Annotated in this window: 19 protein-coding genes and 1 riboswitch; of the genes, 9 read left to right on the top strand and 10 right to left on the bottom strand. The window is 67.6% G+C overall.

What is annotated here, in order from left to right; genetic code table 11:
- The coding region (locus B3T59_RS17020; protein ID WP_349681973.1) for a helicase-associated domain-containing protein at positions 1–911 on the bottom strand (911 nt) is incomplete at its 3' end.
- A gap of 177 nt (positions 912–1,088) precedes the next feature.
- On the opposite strand from B3T59_RS17020, the gene B3T59_RS17015 reads away from it, so the two are divergent.
- Positions 1,089–2,636 (top strand): MFS transporter, encoded by a 1,548-nt coding sequence (locus B3T59_RS17015; RefSeq protein WP_051993768.1) that lies wholly within the window; start codon positions 1,089–1,091, stop codon positions 2,634–2,636.
- A 13-nt stretch (positions 2,637–2,649) separates the two neighbouring features.
- Here B3T59_RS17015 and B3T59_RS17010 read toward each other — a convergent pair whose 3' ends face one another.
- Positions 2,650–4,995, bottom strand: a complete 2,346-nt coding sequence (locus B3T59_RS17010) for a helicase-associated domain-containing protein (protein WP_064863186.1) — start codon at positions 4,993–4,995, stop codon at positions 2,650–2,652.
- Between the two features lie 68 nt (positions 4,996–5,063).
- Between B3T59_RS17010 and B3T59_RS17005 the strand changes: the two genes are divergently transcribed.
- From B3T59_RS17005 to B3T59_RS16990, 4 genes are read left to right on the top strand one after another with little or no spacing between them, the layout of a single operon-like run.
- On the top strand, positions 5,064–5,267 hold the full coding sequence (locus tag B3T59_RS17005) for a hypothetical protein (protein WP_005203524.1): 204 nt from the start codon (positions 5,064–5,066) through the stop codon (positions 5,265–5,267).
- An 18-nt stretch (positions 5,268–5,285) separates the two neighbouring features.
- Positions 5,286–5,804, top strand: a complete 519-nt coding sequence (gene moaC, locus B3T59_RS17000) for a cyclic pyranopterin monophosphate synthase MoaC (protein WP_064863185.1) — start codon at positions 5,286–5,288, stop codon at positions 5,802–5,804.
- Complete coding sequence (locus tag B3T59_RS16995) at positions 5,797–6,309, top strand: MogA/MoaB family molybdenum cofactor biosynthesis protein (protein WP_197501489.1); 513 nt, start codon at positions 5,797–5,799, stop codon at positions 6,307–6,309. The genes moaC and B3T59_RS16995 overlap by 8 nt, the downstream gene beginning before the upstream one ends.
- Complete coding sequence (locus B3T59_RS16990) at positions 6,306–6,749, top strand: molybdenum cofactor biosynthesis protein MoaE (protein ID WP_064905366.1); 444 nt, start codon at positions 6,306–6,308, stop codon at positions 6,747–6,749. Before B3T59_RS16995 ends, B3T59_RS16990 begins: the two co-directional genes overlap by 4 nt.
- Positions 6,750–6,868: 119 nt before the next feature.
- Here the strand turns inward: B3T59_RS16990 and B3T59_RS16985 are convergent, their stop codons facing one another.
- From B3T59_RS16985 to B3T59_RS16965, 5 genes are all read right to left on the bottom strand, one after another.
- Complete coding sequence (locus B3T59_RS16985) at positions 6,869–7,516, bottom strand: transglycosylase family protein (RefSeq protein WP_064861409.1); 648 nt, start codon at positions 7,514–7,516, stop codon at positions 6,869–6,871.
- Between the two features lie 7 nt (positions 7,517–7,523).
- A riboswitch (cyclic di-AMP (ydaO/yuaA leader) is annotated at positions 7,524–7,702 on the bottom strand.
- A gap of 259 nt (positions 7,703–7,961) precedes the next feature.
- Positions 7,962–8,210: a MoaD/ThiS family protein gene (locus tag B3T59_RS16980; RefSeq protein WP_064861413.1), complete on the bottom strand. Its 249-nt coding sequence runs from the start codon at positions 8,208–8,210 to the stop codon at positions 7,962–7,964.
- A gap of 8 nt (positions 8,211–8,218) precedes the next feature.
- A complete protein-coding gene (gene moaA, locus B3T59_RS16975) occupies positions 8,219–9,307 on the bottom strand; it encodes a GTP 3',8-cyclase MoaA (RefSeq protein WP_064861408.1) in 1,089 nt (362 codons plus the stop codon).
- Positions 9,304–9,864 carry a flavin reductase family protein gene (locus B3T59_RS16970; protein WP_064861407.1) on the bottom strand — a complete coding sequence of 187 codons (561 nt, stop codon included), beginning with the start codon at positions 9,862–9,864 and terminating at the stop codon, positions 9,304–9,306. Before B3T59_RS16970 ends, moaA begins: the two co-directional genes overlap by 4 nt.
- Positions 9,861–10,070, bottom strand: coding sequence for a hypothetical protein (locus B3T59_RS16965; protein ID WP_064861406.1), 210 nt, complete (start codon positions 10,068–10,070; stop codon positions 9,861–9,863). Before B3T59_RS16965 ends, B3T59_RS16970 begins: the two co-directional genes overlap by 4 nt.
- A gap of 239 nt (positions 10,071–10,309) precedes the next feature.
- Here B3T59_RS16965 and B3T59_RS16960 point away from each other — a divergent pair, with 239 nt between their 5' ends.
- Positions 10,310–10,729 carry a cold-shock protein gene (locus tag B3T59_RS16960; RefSeq protein ID WP_064861405.1) on the top strand — a complete coding sequence of 140 codons (420 nt, stop codon included), beginning with the start codon at positions 10,310–10,312 and terminating at the stop codon, positions 10,727–10,729.
- A 4-nt stretch (positions 10,730–10,733) separates the two neighbouring features.
- Here the strand turns inward: B3T59_RS16960 and B3T59_RS16955 are convergent, their stop codons facing one another.
- Positions 10,734–11,336 (bottom strand): DUF2771 family protein, encoded by a 603-nt coding sequence (locus tag B3T59_RS16955; RefSeq protein WP_064861404.1) that lies wholly within the window; start codon positions 11,334–11,336, stop codon positions 10,734–10,736.
- Positions 11,337–11,339: 3 nt separating this feature from the next.
- Positions 11,340–13,274: an MFS transporter gene (locus tag B3T59_RS16950; protein ID WP_376782651.1), complete on the bottom strand. Its 1,935-nt coding sequence runs from the start codon at positions 13,272–13,274 to the stop codon at positions 11,340–11,342.
- 119 nt (positions 13,275–13,393) lie between these two features.
- Here B3T59_RS16950 and B3T59_RS16945 point away from each other — a divergent pair, with 119 nt between their 5' ends.
- Positions 13,394–14,134: a DUF3027 domain-containing protein gene (locus B3T59_RS16945; RefSeq protein ID WP_039855934.1), complete on the top strand. Its 741-nt coding sequence runs from the start codon at positions 13,394–13,396 to the stop codon at positions 14,132–14,134.
- A 12-nt stretch (positions 14,135–14,146) separates the two neighbouring features.
- The gene (locus tag B3T59_RS16940) at positions 14,147–16,975 is read left to right on the top strand and encodes a sacsin N-terminal ATP-binding-like domain-containing protein (protein WP_376782652.1); all 2,829 of its coding nucleotides are present in this window, start codon (positions 14,147–14,149) and stop codon (positions 16,973–16,975) included.
- On the opposite strand, the gene B3T59_RS16935 is transcribed toward B3T59_RS16940, so the two are convergent.
- The gene (locus B3T59_RS16935; RefSeq protein WP_005206653.1) at positions 16,972–17,556 is read right to left on the bottom strand and encodes a TetR/AcrR family transcriptional regulator; all 585 of its coding nucleotides are present in this window, start codon (positions 17,554–17,556) and stop codon (positions 16,972–16,974) included. The genes B3T59_RS16940 and B3T59_RS16935 overlap by 4 nt on opposite strands.
- 125 nt (positions 17,557–17,681) lie before the next feature.
- On the opposite strand from B3T59_RS16935, the gene B3T59_RS16930 reads away from it, so the two are divergent.
- Positions 17,682–18,830, top strand: coding sequence for an acyl-CoA dehydrogenase family protein (locus B3T59_RS16930; protein ID WP_005206652.1), 1,149 nt, complete (start codon positions 17,682–17,684; stop codon positions 18,828–18,830).
- Positions 18,831–18,900: the final 70 nt, after the last annotated feature.

Here is an 18,900-nt window from a genome sequence, read left to right as displayed (position 1 = left end):
GGCAGCAGGTGCACCTCGTCGTAGACGATGAGGCCCCAGTCGCGGGAGTCGAACAGATCGAGATTCTTGTACTCGCCCTTCGACTTTCGCGTCATCACCTGATAGGTGGCGATGGTGACGGGACGAATCTCCTTGCGCTCACCCGAATATTCGCCGATCTCCTCTTCGGTGAGCGACGTACGTGCGATCAGCTCACGCTTCCACTGGCGTCCCGCAACGGTATTCGTCACCAGGATGAGCGTTGTCGCCTGTGCCTTGGCCATCGCCGCAGCGCCGACCATCGTCTTGCCCGCACCGCACGGCAGCACGACGACACCCGAGCCGCCCGCCCAGAACGAGTCGGCTGCCATCTCCTGATAGTCGCGCAGATGCCACTCGTCCTGTTCCAACGCGATGGGATGTGCCTCGCCGTCGACATAACCCGCAAGATCCTCCGCGGGCCAACCGACCTTGAGCAGCACCTGCTTGAGCCGACCCCGCTCCGACGGATGTACCACGACGGTGTCGTCGTCGATCCGCGCACCGAGCATCGGCGCGACCTTCTTGTTGCGCAGGATCTCCTCGAGGACCGCACGGTCGAAGCTGACCAGGGTCAGCCCGTGTACCGGACTCTTCACGAGCTGCAGCCGCCCGAACCGGCCCATCGTGTCGACGATGTCCATCAGCAGCGGCTGCGGGACGGCATACCGCGAAAACGACACGAGAGCGTCGACAACCTGCTCGGCGTCATGCCCCGCGGCGCGCGCATTCCAGAGCGCCAGCGGCGTCACCCGATAGGTGTGGACGTGCTCGGGAGCGCGCTCGAGTTCGGCAAAGGGGGCGATCGCACCGCGCGCTGCCGCGGCGTCGGGGTGATCCACCTCGAGGAGCAGCGTCTTGTCGGATTGCACGATCAGGGGTCCATCAGTCACCCGCGCCATTGTATAAGGGTTTATCTGCCCGGCTCGTGGATGTGTTTTTTGCGCGGCTGGTGTCCGCTATGTCCGTTAAATTCCACTGTCCCGCGCGAGCATCGCGGCGTAAAGTAAGCGGAGCAAACCTCCGGATATCTCCGGGGTACTACGACGCAAGTGGGGATCTCACTCTTCATGTCAACTTCCGAGAAGCCATCTTCTGGGTCGTCAGCTTCCGAGACGCCAACTCTGTCCGCGGAGCCCGACCCCCGGCGCTGGAAGGCGCTCGTCTTCATCTGCATCGCGCAGTTGATGGTCGTGCTCGACGGTACCGTCGTCCAGATCGCGCTGCCCGACGCCAAGGTCGATCTCGGCATCAGCGATGCCAATCAGCAGTGGGTGATCACGGCGTATGCGCTGGCATTCGGCGGTCTGCTGCTGTTCGGCGGACGCATCGCCGACCTGTGGGGGCGTCGTCGTGCACTGATGGTCGGCCTCGTGGGCTTCGCGCTGGCGTCCGCGCTCGGCGGAGCCGCGGTGAACCAGGGGATGCTGTTCGGCTCGCGCGCGCTGCAGGGAGCATTCGGTGCGCTGCTCGCTCCGGCCGCGTTGTCGCTGCTGACGGTCATGTTCACCGCGCCAAAGGAACGTGCGAAGGCGTTCGGCATCTTCGGCGCGATCGCGGGCGGCGGCGCGGCCGTCGGTCTCCTGCTCGGCGGATTCCTCACCCAGGTGCTCGACTGGCGCTGGACGATGTACATCAACGTGATCTTCGCCGCGATCGCGCTCTTCGGCGCGATCGTCGAGATCAAAGAACCTCCACGCGCCCACAATCACGCACCCGGCCTCGATGTGCTCGGAGTGATCCTCGGTGGAGGCGGACTCGCGCTCGTCGTCTACGGATTCAGTCGGGCTGCCGAGGAGGGCTGGGGCGACACCGGGACCGTCATCTGCCTGGTCGCCGCGGTGGTGTTGTTGGTCGCGTTCGTCGCGTGGCAGGCGCGCAGCAGTCATCCGCTGCTCCCACTGCGTGTCGTTGCGAACCGCGCGCGTGGCGGCGCCTACCTCACCGTCGCGTTGTCGGTGGTCGCGATGTTCGGAGCGTTCCTGTTCCTCACGCTGTACATGCAAGTGGTGCACCACTATTCGCCGCTGATGGCCGGTGTGGCCTTCCTGCCGATGGTCGGCGGCATGCTGGTCGGCTCGACCCAGATCGCGGTGCGCCTCATCACGCGAGTGCCGCCCCGGTTCCTGCTCGTGCCGGGCGCGCTCCTCGCAGCCTGCGGGATGCTGCTGCTCAGCCAGATCTCCGCCGAGTCGACGCGGTACTGGAGCGTGGTCTTCCCCGCCCTGTTCCTCCTCGGCATGGGCATGGGCACCGTCTTCATGACGTCGATGAACCTGGCGACCTACGGCGTCGAGCCGCGGGATGCAGGCGTGGCGTCGGCCATGGTCAACACCTCCCAGCAGGTCGGCGGCGCGATCGGCACCGCACTCCTGAACACGATCGCGGCAACGGCAACCGCGTCGTTCGTGACCGCGCACATGGCATCGGTCCATGGACCCGCCGACGCAAAGGCCGTGAAGGCACAGGCGCTGGTGCACGGGCAGAGCACCGGGTTCTACGTCGCCGCAGCCATACTCGCGGGCGTCGCGGTGCTCGCCGGCCTGCTGATCAACGTCAAGCGACCGATCGGCGACGCACACGATGCCGAGCCGGAGGCTGCTGCGCTCGCCGGGTGATTCGTGACCAGCGTCAGTTGTCGAGCAACTCGACGCTGGTCACGCGGTGCAGGGTGAAGTGCTGCTCGTCGTCGGAGCCCTCTTCGGTGCCGACGAGTTGTCCGGCACCGAGCAGCCGCGGGGTCACGACGTGCCTGCTGGCCGAGCCGTGGGCGTCGACGTAGCCGACGAGTAGACGTCGATTCGCCCGAAGCGCCAATTGGATGAGGGCAGTGGTGGATTCGCCACCGCCGACGGCGCGCACCGGTGCGGCGTCGGACTTTCCCGCAGTCGCCGGAGTGGCCCGCGTGGCCCTGTCGTGCGAGCGCATGCGGCTCACCACCGACTGCAACTGGTCGGCGGTCGGCGTCGAGCGGCGGGGTGTCGGTCGACGCCGACCCCGTCCCGACGACACGCGACTGCCGCGCTCGCGCAGGTCGACGAGTGAGCCGGACGAATCCTCGCCCGCGGGAGCAAATCCCGCGTCGCGGAGTCGATCGATCACCGTGCGGACCTCCGACGGCGAGATCGCCACCGTCGGCGCGAGCGCGCGCAGCGCGAGGTGTTCGGCTGCGTCGCTACGCAATACGGCTGCGAGCATCGTCGGGTCCTCGCATCTGATGAACGACGACGCGATGCCGACGCGGAGCTGCCCGTGCTTGCGTGCCACGTCTTCGATCAGATAGGTCAGCGACTGCGGAACCGGCGTCGACGAGTGCGCGGTGAACATCGTGAGCAGTTCGCTGCTGGTCTTGCCCGCGTCGAGAGCACGTCGGACGCTCGCCTCCGAGACGCGATACACCGATGCGGCGCCGCCGGATTCGAGATCGGCGACCAACTCGACCTGGTCGCTGAGCTCCGGGGTCATCGGGCCGGGAACAGTCAGCGTGAGGTCGGCCTGAGTGAGGAAGTGATCGACGGGTTCGGGTAGCGCCTTACGCATTGCGGCGAGCACCTGCGAGTCGACGGCCTCGGGACCGGTGTCCGACAACGCGACTCGGCCGACAGAGGTCAGCGACTGATGTGCCGTCACTCCGAGAGTCTGCGCCTCGGCGAGCGTCTCGCCGACGACGCGCGGGGAGAGTCGACGTATCCGATGCGGGTGCCGCCAGGCGAGTGAGGCGGTGACGGTGTCAACGGAAAACGGTGTGGCACCGTCGAGTTCGGTGAGCAGGTCGAGGATGAGATGACGCTGCAAGGGTGCCGTGGCGTCGTAGAGTTCCGACGAGAGCGCTGGATACGCGTTGCCGTCGCGGTCGGGTTCGCCGACCTGCCATGCGCGTCGCGGCATCGACAGCCACGCGTCGAGCAGTGTGGCCCACTGTCTTTCGGGTGCCGAGTGCAGCCACGTATCGGCCGACGACGTCGGTGCGAACGCCTGCTCGCCCCGATCTCCCGCGGGTGGCGGATCGGGGAATCCGACGTCGATGAGGCGTGCGTGCCCCAAGAGCTCGACGAGGAACGACACGCGTTTCTGGTCGAGGCCGGTGACCTTTGCGAGCCTTCGCAATTCGCGAACACCGAGCGCACCCGAGCGCAGCACGGCCGCGGGCGCACGCCCCAGCACGTCGATCAGCGACGTGGTGTGGCGGATGAGTTCGAGCGCCTCGCCACCCGCCGCGGCGTCGACGGCTTTGGCGCCGAACCGCAGTGAGGCGTGCTCGTCGGCGAGGTCGAGGGGCGCGAGAGTGTCTGTGCGCAGCGGGGGGTCGCCGCGAATGAGCGCTGCGACCATTGGGGGTAGTTCGACGGTCTGGTCGTCGATGCGTGCGAGGAGACCCAGCGCGATGAGCCGCGCGACAGGACTGTCGGGATCGGCACCGGGGCCCGCGTCCCGACTCCGTCCGAGCGCCGGACCCCGCGACAGGGTTGTCAGCAGATCGCGCTGGCGATCGTCGACGCCGTCGATCAGTTTCTGCACTTCGTCGGTGGTCAGGTGCGCGAGCGGGCCGGTCAGATGCAGCGCTTTCCACGGCAGGGCCGAGGCGAGGTGCGCGCCCGCGGTGAGTGAATCGGAGTCACCCCAGAACACCGCGCGACGTCGTAGATCGTCGATGCGTCGGGTGATCTCGGCCGACTCGGCACGATCCGACAGCGCCTTCACCAGGGTGTCGGCGTCGACGGAGGCCGGTACCCGCGCGACGCCGGGCCCGGTGGAGAGCGCGATGAACTGCTCGATCACCGCCATCGTCAGCAGATCCAGTTCCTCACCGACGAGTGCGATCGACGCCGCGGCGAGCGCGCGTTGGGCGAGTACCGAGGTTCCCTGTGGCGGCGGAGAGGCGAGGTCGGGACGAAGCGACAGCAGATCGCGCAGGTCGTCGTCTGTGCGCGCGGCCAGATCGTCGGCCAGGCCGATCCGCTGGTCGTCCGTGCTCATTCGATCAAGTCTAGTGGTCCGACGAAAACGGCAGGCGAGTCGTCGGACAGCGGGCGGCGTGGCACAATATGCGCGTGGCTGAGAAGGAAAAGAAGAATCACTACGTCGACAACGGCTGGCCTCGTCATGACGACGGCAGCGTCCCCGACCACGCGGTCTCGGAGTTCGCGGCGGAGATCCCCGGCGCACTCTCGCCGTTCGGCGATGCCGAGTTCCCGCTGCCTGCCGACAAGGTCAACTACGTCCAACCGAAGACCGTCGTCAACCGCTGACGACGTGACGTCGACCTGATGCCTCCCCGGCACGCGAGCGGTCCAGACGAGTCGTCGAACCCTTCTCGTCTGTCGCACCTCGACTCGACGGGTGCTGCGCGGATGGTCGACGTCGGCGACAAGACCACGACGCGACGACGCGCTGTCGCCGCGGGCACTTTTCACACGACCACCGAGGTCATCGACCTCCTGCGCGAGTCCGCGCTGCCCAAGGGCGATGTCTTGGCCACCGCTCGTATCGCAGGGATCATGGCGGCCAAACGTACCGACGCGCTCATCCCGCTGTGTCATCAGTTGGCGCTGTCGGCGGTCGACGTCGACTTCACCGTCGCCGACGATCACATCGACATCGTGGCCACCGTCGAGACCGCCGGGAAGACCGGCGTCGAGATGGAAGCGCTCACGGCAGTCGCGATCGCAGGACTCACCCTGCACGACATGACCAAGGCCGTCGATCGACGCGCCAGCACCGGCGAGATCCGACTGCTCGAGAAATCGGGCGGAAGGTCGGGAACCTGGACGCGCGAAGATGCCTGACGAGAAGATACCTGACGAGAAACCCGTGGCCCGCGTCGTCGTGGCATCGACACGTGCGAGCCGCGGCCTCTATCTCGACAAGAGCGGCCCGATCATCGCGCAGTGGCTCACCTCACGCGGATTCGTCGTCGATGAGGTCGACGTCGTCGCCGACGGTGCGCCGGTCGGCGACGCGATTCGCGCCGGGATCTACGCATCCGACGCCCTCGTGATCACCACGGGCGGAACCGGCCTCAGCCCGACCGACCGCACCCCGGAGGAGACCCGAGCACTGCTCGACGTCGAGATCCCCGGACTCGCCGACGCGATTCGCACGTCGGGACTCCCGGCGGTGCCGACGGCGGTCCTCTCCCGCGGCGTCGCAGGTGTCGCGGGCCGCACGCTCGTCATCAACCTGCCCGGATCGACCGGTGGAGTCCGCGACGGCCTCGACGTACTCGACGGCGTCCTCGACCACGCGCTCGACCAGATCCGCGGCGGCGATCACCCGCGGAGCGACGCATGACCGTGCGTGTCGTCAAGGCCGATCTCGCCGCCGATCCCATCGACCTCCCGTCTCATGAACAACTCGTCGCCGACGCCGCTGCAGGCACCGCCGGCGCGATCGTCGGCTTCGCGGGCGCAGTGCGCAACCACGACGGAGATCACGCGTCTGCGGTCACCACGCTCTGGTACTCGTCGCATCCGAGCGCACCTGCGGTGCTCGCCGAGGTGGTCGACGAGGTGTCGGCGTCTGTTGCGGGAGTGCGCGCGGTGGCGGTGTCGCACCGCGTGGGCGAGCTCGACGTGGGCGACGTGGCTTTCGTCGTCGCCGTGGCCGCCGACCATCGGGCGCCTGCATTCGAACTGTGCGCACGGCTCGTCGACGAGGTGAAGGCCCGTCTGCCGGTGTGGAAGCACCAGTTGTTCGCCGACGGCTCAGACGAATGGGTCGGCTCGGCCTGAAACTCGGCCTAAACGACCAGAGAATTGGAAAAGGACCCCGCACGGCCGTTATGGCGTCGTGCGGGGCCCTTTGTCTCGGGGTCCGGCAGTCATCACTGCCGGGACGCGGGCGAGATCGCTCAGGGGAGCGGAATCAGGCCCTTGTTCTGGTTGTAGAGCTTCAGCTGATCCGGCGTGAGCTGGTAGCCACTGTCCTTGGCTGCCTTCCAGAGGTTCTTCACCTCGGGGCTGACCTTGGCGTCGTCGAGCGCGCCGTCGACCTGACTCTTGACGTCGTCGGTGCTCTTGGCCTCGGGGGTCTTCTCCAGCGGGGTCTGCGGCTGCGCCTCGGGCTTCAGCTCAGGCTTGGGGGCCTGCAGCGGCTTGGGCGAGTCGGTGGGAGCGGTCCGCGGGGTCGAGCCCGACAGTCCGGTGCCGCACACCGGCCATGCACCCTTGCCCTGCGTTGCCAGCACGCGCTCTGCAACGGCGATCTGCTGCTCCTTGGAGGCCTGGTCGGCGCTCGGTGCGTACGCGGTGCCACCGTTGGCAGCCCAGGTGCTCGGGCTGAACTGCAGTCCGCCCTGGTAGCCGTTTCCGGTGTTGATCGCCCAGTTGCCCCCGGACTCGCACTGTGCGACCTGGTCCCACTCGGAGTCGGCGGCTGCGTGTGCTGAACCGGTGCCGAGCAGAGCGGCTCCGCCGCCGAGCACTGCGCCGGTGAGCGCGACCTTCGCGAAGGTCTTGGTGGTCGTGTTGGTCGTCGACTTGCGATGACGTCCGGCCATGAGTTGTCTATCCTCTCTCCACGCGCCTACGAAGTCAGCTGTCGGGTTCGAACGAGAGGTTGCTCGGTCCGTGGTCGCCGTGGCGGCCGGTGGACTTAACCCCAAGGGCATCCGTGCGGATGTCCGTATCTCCATCGGAGATGTTGGGTCCCCCGTCCTCGTTCCTGAGTTTGTTGTTCGTCATTCGATCGGGGGAACGAGGCTTGGCGCGCCCGGTCGAATGTTGTGTTCTTTTGGCTGTCCTGTGATCTCCCCGGAGGAGACTGTTCGTACAGTACGACGTCTGCGCCGCCGAATCACCCTCGTCCGCAACTTGTTTTTTGGGCTGTGAGTGGGACTTTGGGCCCAAATTCCCCGTCACCCCTGCTCAACCCGAAGATGGTCGGTTCGTGTCCATCCCGTTATCGCTCTGTTATGTGACTAAGGTCACAGGGGTTCGGACGCGTCAGCCGCCGGCAAACGGGGGCAGAACGTCGATGGTCGCGCAGTCGCCGAGGGGTGCCGTGCGGTCGCACAGGGCGATCGCGTCCCGCAGATACGAGCACCGGGCGAGCACGGGCGTGAGCGCGGGGTGGCCGGCGCTCAGGGCGCGTTCGAGGTCGCCGAGCGTGGCGTCGGCAGGCACATCGATCTCGGTCAGGTCGACACCCGCGGCGGCACGCGCAGCCGCGAAGAACCGAACGGTCAGCGTCATCGGTTCGCTCACCCTCCGATGGCCGACATCGGGCGGTCGGGTTGACGAAACTCCGTGGTATTCACCGCATGTCCCGCGGCCTTGTGCCACATGTCACCTCGCCAGCGCCGCGCGATCTCGGCGTCGAGGGCGCTGGCGGTGAGTCCACCGCGCAGGGCGGGCATCAACGACGTCTCGGCGTCGGCGAACAAACAGTTGCGCAGTGCGCCGTCGGCGGTCAGTCGGGTGCGGTCGCAGTCACCGCAGAACGGCCGCGTCACCGACGCGATCACCCCGACGCGGGCAGTCTGTCCCGTCGGGTCGGTGTGCCCCCGCACGAGCCACGTGGCCGCCGGCGCCCCGCCGCGTGGGCGGGGGTCGGGGTCGAGATCGAAGGTTCGACGCAGCGTCGCGAGGATCTCGTCGGCCGTGAGCATCGCGCCGCGATCCCACCGGTGATCGGCGTCGAGCGGCATCTGTTCGATGATGCGGAGTTGGTAGCCCTCGTCGAGGCAGAAGCGCAACAGCGCAGGCAGGCCCGCGAGGTCGTCACGGCTGGGTACGACGGCGTTGACCTTGACCGGCTGGAGTCCGGCGTCGCGCGCGGCGGCGAGTCCGTCGAGCACGTCGGAGAGCCGGTCGCGGCGGGTGATCTGCGCGAAGCGGGCCGGGTCGATGGTGTCGAGAGAGACGTTGATGCGGTCCAGGCCCGCGTCGGCCAATGCTCTCGCACGGTGTCGCAGCCCGAGTCCGTTGGTGGTGAGCGCGAGTTCTGGCCCTTCCGGCAGGGTCGACGCCGCCGCGATGAGCTCCTCGAGGTCGCGGCGCAGCAGCGGTTCGCCGCCGGTGAAGCGGATGCGTCGGATGCCCAGATCGCGTACGGCGACAGTGAGCACCCGCACGAACTCGTCGGTGGTCAACAGATCCTCGGACGGCAACCAGTCCAGACCTTCGGCAGGCATGCAGTAGGTGCACCGGAGATTGCAGCGGTCGGTCACCGACACCCGCAGGTCCGTGGTGACGCGACCGAACGTGTCGATCAACGGCCCCGACGTCGGCGCATCGACGTCTCGTCTGGGGCGCGGGGCGGTCGGAAGTCCGAGGTCGGTGGTGCTCATGTCGGCCCTGACGTCGGGTGCAACCGCGGACGCGCTTCGAGGGCGCGGAACGTGCTGGCGTGGAAGACGAGCGGTTCGACGTCCGGGTCGCAGTCGAGTGCGTCTATCTGCAGCAACACGACGGTGTGGTCACCAGCGGGCACCTCACTGTGGATATGGCAGGACAATTGTGCGGCGGAGTCGGGGAGAAACAGCGCGCCGTCGTCGGTGGCCTGAGGTGTGGTGTTGTCGAATCGATGCTCGGCGGGACCGGCCAGCTGCCGACACAGCGCCGACTGCGTGTGCGAGAACACGCTCACGCCCAGCGCAGGCGCCTCGCGCAGCCGCGGCCACGTCGTCGAGGTGTTCTGAACGCAGACCGAGACCAGCGGCGGGTCGAGGGAGACCGTCGTGAACGCCGACGCCGCCATGCCGAGCGGGGCGTCGGCGGTGCCGCGGCAACACACCGCGACGACCCCGGTGGGGAAGCAACTGTATGCGCGTTTGAGTGCACCGGGCTCGGACACCGGCGACAGCGCACCGAACGAGCTGCGGCTCGCGTCGCCCTGAGTCGTCATTTCACGCGCCGCCCGGAGCGCAGCGCGTAGACGATGCCGAGAAGGAAACCGATCGGAGTGCACATCGCCAGCAGATAGACCCACGTGGGAGCGGTACCGCCGTCATCGACGGCGGGCATCACGAACAGCGCGATCAGCGCGATCAATCCGATGCCGAACACGAGCCCCGCGAGGGCGAGAAGAGCCGTGGACGATTTCTTCTGCATACCTCAACGGTAGAACACATTCGAGCGTCGCTGCTCCGGGCCGAATGTGAGGTGACTGTTCAGCAGGCCATTGGCTAGAATGTTGGTAACCAGGCGCCCTGCTCATTTGATTGTCGTGGGTTGGGCGTCTTTTGCTGTGAGAAGGCAACTGTTGTGAACGACAAGCCAGTTGCTGTGACAAGACTCGCCGCGGTAGATGACCGCGGTGGTGAGACCGAGCGAAGATGAGGGTGAGCACAGTGCCGACCGGCAAGGTGAAGTGGTACGACGCGGAGAAGGGCTTCGGCTTTCTTGCTCAGGAGAGCGGGGAGGACGTCTACGTCCGCTCGTCCGCGCTGCCCGAAGGCGTCGAGGCTCTCAAGCCGGGCCAGCGCGTCGAATTCGGCATGGCTGCTGGTCGTCGCGGACCGCAGGCGCTGACCGTGACCGTGCTCGAGCCCGCCCCGAGCGTCACGAAGAACACCCGTGAGGCCGCGCGCAAGGAGCAGCAGGCCAAGCGGCACAGCCCCGACGAGTTGCACGGCATGGTCGCCGATCTCATCACGTTGCTGGAGGGCAAGGTGCAGCCCGATCTGCGCAAGGGTCGTTACCCGGATCGTAAGACGGCGCAACGCATTTCCGAGGTCGTGCGCGCCGTAGCCCGCGAGCTCGACGCCTGACTCGCTATCCCGTTGCCGATGGTTCCTGGTCCCGCTCGCTTGGCGGGGTCGGGTTCTGCGGCGAGGGTTGCTTGACCCGGAATCCGTTCGGTGTGGTGTTCAGTGCGAGCACGCCGCGCGCAACCTGGTACTGGCCGTCGACGACGACCGCCGACAGCGGCTGCACCTCGATGTTGACCAGCACCCGGTCGGGTCGTGACGGCAGTTCGACGGTGAAGGTCGACCCGCTCGACTTGTACTCGGGCGTCGGGTCGGGGTTGATGATCACTCCGTTGCGGTCGGCGTAGAGCAGGTAGAGCAGCCACGGGTGGTCGGAGATGTCCTCCGACACCGACAGGGTCGCGCTCTGACCGATCGGCAGCGGCGCGCGCTGACCGCGCAGCGCCTGGTTCTGGTCGGCGGTGCAGTTCTGCATCAGTACGTCGCACCACTCCGTCGGCCGCACGGTGACCAGCTCGTCGTCGATCGCGACGTGCAGATAGCCGCGGTCATCGTGGTGATTGCTGATGACCAGAGCGCTCACGATGCCGCCGACCACACCTGTGAACACGACCGCCACGATCGCGATGATCGCGACCGCCTTCTTCTCACCGCTGTTGAATTGCACGGTTCAATGATGGCCTGTGTGATGACCGCTCGGGTGGACAGGTCCGTGTGGCGGTCTGCTCGGCTGTGGTCGGGTGGGCGCCTCGGACGGGCTCTGGTGGCCGTTTTCGGGCCTCTCACCTGCGCGGAAGGCCCGCTCGGTCGGGTGGGTGAACCGTGTGGTGTCGGCAGCTGCGAACGAGACGGTCGGTGCCGCCTGGTCTGGCCGGTGGCCTCCGAACCCGGGAACCAGCGTCGACCCGCGGGTGGTCATCACGGTCTGCGCCAGGCCGAGGCCGAGGAGCACGGCGACGACGGTGAACCCGATCCACAGCTTCGGCGGAAGCAGTACGCCCAGCGCGGCCCCGAGCACCCAGCACAGTTGTAGGACCGTCTCCGAACGGCCGAAGGCGGATGCCCGCGAACGTTCGGGAAGGTCGTCCTGGATCGACGAATCGAGGCACACCTTGCCGATCGCGCTGGTCCCGGATGCGACGAAGCCCGCGACCACCGCGAGCAATACGTTGCCGAAGATCGCGGCGAGCACTGCGACGATGAAGCAGGCGGCGGTCGCCCACACGATCACCTTCGGTGGATTCTTCAGTTCCAGCCGCGTCCCGACGCCGTTACCGATCGCGTTGCCGACTCCGGCAGCCGCGCCGACCGCGCCGAGCAGCGCGAGTTGCATCCACCCGCTGTGCGACCCCTGCGCTTTGGCGTAGAACGCGATGTAGAGCGTCATGAAGCCGGTGAGGATGCGGATCGTTCCGTTACCCCACAGCCCCGCGACGACGGTCCGGCCCAGCGGCTGGCGCATGGTCTTGGCGATCTCGCGCGCTCCGCGCCTGGCACGGGAAGTGCGTCCCGAACCCGACCCGGACTCCGGCTGATGCGGCTCGTGGTAGGTGAGGGTGGTGGGCACCTCACCCTCGGTGACCTCGACCCACGACGGAATGCGCAGGCACAGGTAGGCGCCGACCGCCGAGATGATCGCCAGCCACACCATCGCGCCGGGGATGTGGATGGGAAGCGCCTTGGCCAACACCACCTCGAACAGCGCGGCCACCGCGCCGCCGATGATCGTCCCGCCGATCAGCCCGAACGTCGTGAGCCGGGAGTTGACGCGCGGAAGGTCGATGCTCGGGGGCACGACACGCGGTGTCACCGCCGACTTCAGCACCCCGAACGATTTGGAGAGCACCAGCAGACCCAGCGCGCACGGGTAGAGCACCCACGGGTCGTACTGCAGTTGCTGCGTCGCGGGGTTCCAGGCGACGTTGCTGATGATGAGCAGCGCGAGCACGGTACGCAGGCCGAACGTCGTGGCCATCGCGATGCGTCGACCGTGTTGGAGACGGTCGAGCATGGGGCCGATCACCGGGGCGATCAGTGCGAAGGGGGCGATCGTCAGTGCCAGATACAGCGCGACGTTCGTCTTCGATTCGCCGGTCGCGGCCGCGAAGAACAGCGTGTTGGCCAGTGCGACGGCCATCGCGGCGTCGACCGCGAAGTTCGCGATGACCGGCAGGGTCAGCGCCGTCAGCCCCGACTTGTCGGCGCCGTCGGCCGTGGCGGCCTGATAGATCTTGTCGACGCCGCGCCCGGTCAGTTCGCGTCCGCGCATCGCTGCCACACGCATGACCGTGATCTTCTTGGGGCCCTTGGCCGACGTCTTGCCGACCTCGTCGGGCATCGCACGCGTGGCGCCTACAGTCGGCGATTCGTCGAGTGGAGGTAGGTGCGGATTGTGTGTGCGTGGCGGTAGGTAGGCGTCGCCGACGGATGCGTGGGCACGACCGCGTTGCCGGCCGTCGCCCGCGGGATAGTTCGCGCTGCCCGGGTGGGCAGCTGGGCGTCGTCGGCTGTACTCGTCGATGCGCGAGGTCTCGCTCTCGGGTACCGGCGTCGTCGGGGGGTCGTCGTTCGATCGGCCGCCGTCGTCCCGCCTCCATCGGATCACCTGATCAATTGTTCCTCATAGGTGTGACTGTGTGGCGTAACCGTCCGTCGTGTGGGGCGCCACAACGTCTGGAGGTGGGCGGTTGGCCTGGCGCGGCGTCGATATTGCACACTGGAACAGTGATCGCAGTGACCGGAAACCAGCTTCTGCTCGACGCCGTCGAGTCGGCTCGCTCAGCGCTCGAAGCCGACGGGGAGCATCCGGGCGACCACCGCGCCGCCATCGCGGAGGGGGAGTGGGCCGTCGCCCACTACTTCGACTCCGACATTCCCGGCTACCAGGGGTGGCAGTGGTGTGTGGTGGTCGCAGGCTCGCCGAACAGCGACGAGGTGACGATCAGCGAGACCGCGCTCCTGCCCGCCGACGGCGCGCTGCTCGCGCCGGACTGGCTGCCGTGGTCGCAGCGCGTCGAGTCGGGCGATCTGCATCCCGGCGATGTGCTCGCCGCCGAGGACGACGATCCGCGGCTGGTGCCCAACCAGATCGACACCGGCGACGAGTTCGTCGCCGATGACGACGACGTCGCGCAGGTGGCGGGCGAACTCGGACTCGGCCGACGCCGCGTGCTCAGCCGCGAGGGACGTGACGACGCCGCGCAACGTTGGTACGACGGCGACTTCGGTCCCGGTTCCGAAATGGCTCAGGCCGCACCGTTCTCGTGCGGGACCTGCGGCTTCTACATCCCCCTCTCCGGCGCTCTGCGGGCGGCGTTCGGCGCGTGCGCCAACGAACTCGCCGCCGACGGCCGCGTGGTGTCGGCCGAGTACGGCTGCGGGGCGCACTCCGACGTCGAGCCGCATCGGGGCGAGGGATCGCCCGCGTACGAGGCATTCGACGACGGCGTGCTCGAGATCGTCTGAGAACGGCCGACCCTGACGACCGACCGGCGCGACACCGACGACCCGTTCGGGACGGACCGCCTGCGCGCAGCGACACTCGACGCCTGGCGCTCGTCACCGACCCGGCTGATCGAGGACAGTAACGCCGAGGACGATCTGGTCACCGTCGGCTACCGCGACCGACTGTTCACAGAGCTCGCGGTCAACGCTGCGGATGCGGCAGCCGTTTCGAATTCTTCTGCACGCATTGCCGTCTGGCTCGACGGCCGCGAACTGCACGTCGCCAACACGGGTGCTCCGCTGAGTGCCGACGGCGTGCGTTCGCTTGTGGCGCTTCGGGTGTCGGCGAAATCCGACGACACCGCCGCAGGAGTCATCGGCCGCTACGGCGTCGGATTCACGGCGACCGCCACCATCGCCGACCACGTCGAGATCCGCTCGACGACGGGCTCCGTCCGCTTCGATCGCGCCGATACCGTTGCCGCGGTGCGGGATTCGGGTATCTCGCCGCGAGACGGCGCGTCGGTTCCGTTGCTGCGCCTGGCGTGGCCCGTCAGCACTGCGCCCGCTGCCGACTTCGACACCGACGTCGTGCTGGGGTTGACGGTGGACGTCGACGCCCAAGCGCTCCTTGCCGACATCGCGGTGCAGGTCCCCGATCTGCTGCTCTCCCTCGAAGCCGTCGAGTCGATCACGCTGCCGGACAGGAGCTTTCGGATCGAACGGACCGATTTCGACGCTGCCGAGTCCGACGCTGCGCAGCTCGGCCCTGGCAGTAGTGCCCGGCGGTTGCGGGTGTTCGTCGACGTCGAAGGTGCCGAGCGGGTGTACGCCTCGTGGCTGGAGGTGACGCACACGCGCGACGGTATTGTGAACCGTTGGCTCGCACCGCAGTCCAACGGTGCCGTGGCTGCTCGTCCGGTGCGGGGAGTGCTGTACGCGCCGACGGCCACCGACATCGAGCTAGGACTACCCGCCAGGATCATCACATCGCTGCCGCCGACGCCGGACCGACGTCGACTGCTTCCCGACGTCGACATAGCCTCTGCCGCAGCCGGTTACGCGGACCTGCTCCGCGTTGCCGAACCATCCGATCGGCTCGCTCTGCTACCGGCGTCGCATCGGATCGCAGGACTCGACGACGCGCGGCTCACCGAGGCCGTCGTCGACGAGGTGCGCGATGCGTCATGGCTGCCCGCGGCCGACGGCCCCGACCTGGTGCCATCGCGTGCGGTGATGCTGCTCGGACTCACCGACGAATTGGCCGACGTACTCGGCGATCTCTTCGCCGACCTCGTGCACCCCGACCTCTCCACGTCCAGCTCGCTTGTCGTGCTCGAACGTCTAGGGGTCACACCGATAGGGCTTGCGACCCTTGCTGATCGGCTCGTCGGTGTCGACCGTCCAGCGGCCTGGTGGCAGCGGCTCTACGCCGCACTCGCGCCACTCGTGCCGACGTCGCGGGAGGTCGAGGAGCTGTCCGCGCTGCCGGTCCCGCGCGCGGACGGTCGCATGAACATCGGCGCGCGTGGGCTTTTCGTCGTCGCGACGTCGCGTCCACTGCGATGGATTCGCACCGTCGATCCCGACGCCGACCATCCGCTCCTCGAACGACTTGGCGTGCAACGTCTCTCGGTGTCGGAGGCGCTCGCCGACGATTCACTGCGCGCACTCGTCGAGGATGAGGATGCGGTCGACGACGAGGACTCGACACTTCTGGACGAGGTCGTCGAACTGCTCGTCGCGGATCCCGGTGCGGACGCACCGGAGTGGTTGTCGCGCATGGCGTTACCCGCCGACGGCGAGTGGCGCAACGCCGACGAACTACTACTGCCGGACGCTCCGCTGCTCTCCGTGCTCGTCGACGATCATCCGTTCGGCATCGTCGACGACGAGCTGGTGGCGCGTGTCGGAGCCGACGTGCTGCGCAGAATCGGCGTCGGGTGGGGTTTCACGACCGTCTCCGACGAGTTCCCGACCGCGCCGGATCACGACCTGCCCGATGAGGAACTCTGGTGGGACGGTCTCGCCGATCTTCCCGAAACCCTTACCGCGGTGCGCGATCTCGACCTCGTCGACGATGACTGCTGGCCCGAGGCGCTGACCTTGCTCGCGCGTGACGAGTCGCTCGAGTCGGTGCTCGCCGACCGTCACGGGTACACGGCGTGGTGGTTGCGTCATCACGCGTACATCGACGGGCATCCGCTCGGCTGGTACCGCGCACCGTCGGAGTCGGCGCTGGCCGGAGTCCGCGACGTCCTCGACCATCCGTACGCCGACTCGCTTGCCGCGGCGCTCGGCGGCAGCGACGTCGAATCGGTCGCCGACGCCGACACTCTGCTGCACAACCTCGCCGATCCTGCGCGCGACGTGTCGGCCGGCGCGGCGTCGACGACGTACGCCGCGATGGTGCGTGCATGCCGACGCGGAACCGTCGAACCGATGGATCTCGCTGTGCCGGAACGTGTTCGAGCGGTGTCAGGCAGCGCAGTAACCGACGCGGTGGTGATCGATCGTCCGTGGTACCTGCAGGTCGTCGACGCCGACGCAATGGTCGTGTTCGCGGCCGACGCCGCCAGCCCGTCAGATGACGCCGCTCTGTTGGCTGACATTCTCGACGTTCCGACCTCGTCGGAGGCGTTCAACGCCGTCGTCGCGTCGCAGGGCGAGCCGTCGACCGCTGCGGGCACCGACGCAGTGCTCTTCACCGCGCTCACCGGGCGCGCAGTGGACGGCGAAGTCAGAGTCCACGACGACCTGGTCGTCACCGTGGCCCGCGACGGCGAGAGCGTCGACATGTCCGTCGACTGGTGGATCGACGACCGGGGCATCACGCATCTTCGACGCCGCGCGCGGCGCTAACCTCGGTCGACGTCGATCCCGCGCGTGAGGATCGACGCGAGCTGCCGATAGGCCTGCGCGTCGTCGAGGCCGGTGTGTGCTTCGACGTCGCGCCGTTGGATGCGACTCATCATCGTCGCGGCGAGGTCGCCCGCGAAAGCGGCGTCCACGTCACGGAATTCGCCCGCGGCGACCCCAGCAGCGATGAGTCCGCGCACGCGGGCGGCGGCAGCGGCGGTGTTCTGTTCGTAGAGTTCGCGCGTCGGCGCGAAGGCGTGCAGGTCGGCCATGAACTGCGCGGATGCGGGCGAGAGAGCATCGCCCACCGCGATCAGGTACTCGACGACGGCGTCGCGCGACGTCGCGGCGTCGGCTACTCGCGACTCGACCTGGTCGGTCGCCGTGCGGAAGAAGTGGGTGACCGTCTTGGTCACGAGCTGCTCCTTGCTGCCTGCCAGTGTGTAGAGCGTCGAGCGTGAACAGTGCAGGCGCGCAGCGAGGTCGGCGATCTGGAGGTGCGCAAAGCCGTCGTCGAGCATCAGCGCGAGGAGGCCATCGAACAACTCAGTTCGACGCCGCGTCGCGAGCTCGGCTCGGGTCATCGGTCATCTCCTGGGCGGTGGTGGGGGCATTGCATTCTCGCTCGGATAGTACTAGGAAGAGTACCTGAGTACTGTATTGAGTCGAGCATTAGTAGCTGTTCAGATCACGCACCATCGGAGGATTCATGCCCGTCGACCGTCTCCTGCCCACCGACGAGGCTCGTGATCTGATCGCGCTGACCAGGGACTTCGCCGACAAGAAGTTCCTCCCCATCGTCGACGAGTATGAAAAGGCCGAGCGGTATCCCGACGGCCTCTTCGCCGAGATGGGCGAGGCAGGACTGCTCGGGCTGCCCTACCCGGAGGAGTGGGGAGGCGGCGGCCAGCCCTACGAGGTGTACCTGCAGGTGCTCGAAGAACTCGGCACGCGCTGGGCATCGGTTGCCGTCGCGACCAGCGTGCACGGCCTCGCCTGCCATCCCCTGTTCACCTTCGGCACCGACGAGCAGAAGCAGCAGTGGCTCCCGGATCTGTTGGAGGGCAAGCTGATCGGCGCGTACAGCCTGTCCGAGCCGCAAGCGGGATCCGACGCCGCTGCACTCAACTGCAAAGCCGCGCCCGCCGAGGGCGGATACTCCGTCACCGGCGCCAAGGCGTGGATCACCCACGGCGGCATCGCCGATGTCTACAACCTGTTCGCGCGGACAGGCGAAGGCTCCAAGGGCATCTCGTGCTTCCTCGTTCCCCGCGACACCGCAGGCCTCTCGTTCGGCAAACCCGAAGAGAAGATGGGCCTTGCGGCGGTCCCCACCACCTCGGCACACTATGACGACGCCTTCATCGAGGAGGGACGTCGACTCGGCGCCGAGGGCCAGGGACTCCAGATCGCTTTCTCCGCACTGGATTCCGGCCGACTCGGCATCGCGGCCGTCGCCACCGGCCTCGCACAGGCCGCGCTCGACGCCGCCGTCGACTACGCACACGAACGAACCACGTTCGGCCGCAAGATCATCGACCACCAAGGCCTCGGCTTCCTGCTCGCCGACATGGCCGCCGCCGTCGACTCCGCCCGGGCAACCTACCTCGACGCCGCACGACGTCGCGATGCGGGACAACAATATTCGCGCGCCGCTGCCACCGCCAAGCTGATCGCCACCGACGCCGCGATGAAGGTCACCACCGACGCCGTCCAGGTGCTCGGCGGCTACGGCTACACCCGCGACTTCCGCGTCGAGCGGTTCATGCGCGAAGCCAAGATCACCCAGATCTTCGAGGGCACCAACCAGATCCAGCGCCTCGTCATCAGCCGCGCCCTCGCCACCAGCGCTGGTTGAGCTCCGGCCCGCTTCTAAATGTGTGTCGTGTTGAAGGATGTGGGTGCTGCAGCACCCACATCCTTCAACA

The sequence above is a fragment of the Gordonia sp. UBA7860 genome (assembly GCF_002500165.1).
In the GTDB taxonomy this organism is placed as follows: domain Bacteria; phylum Actinomycetota; class Actinomycetes; order Mycobacteriales; family Mycobacteriaceae; genus Gordonia; species Gordonia sputi.
Note: the sequence above shows the minus strand (reverse complement) of the source record. Positions and strands in the feature narration are given on the sequence as shown.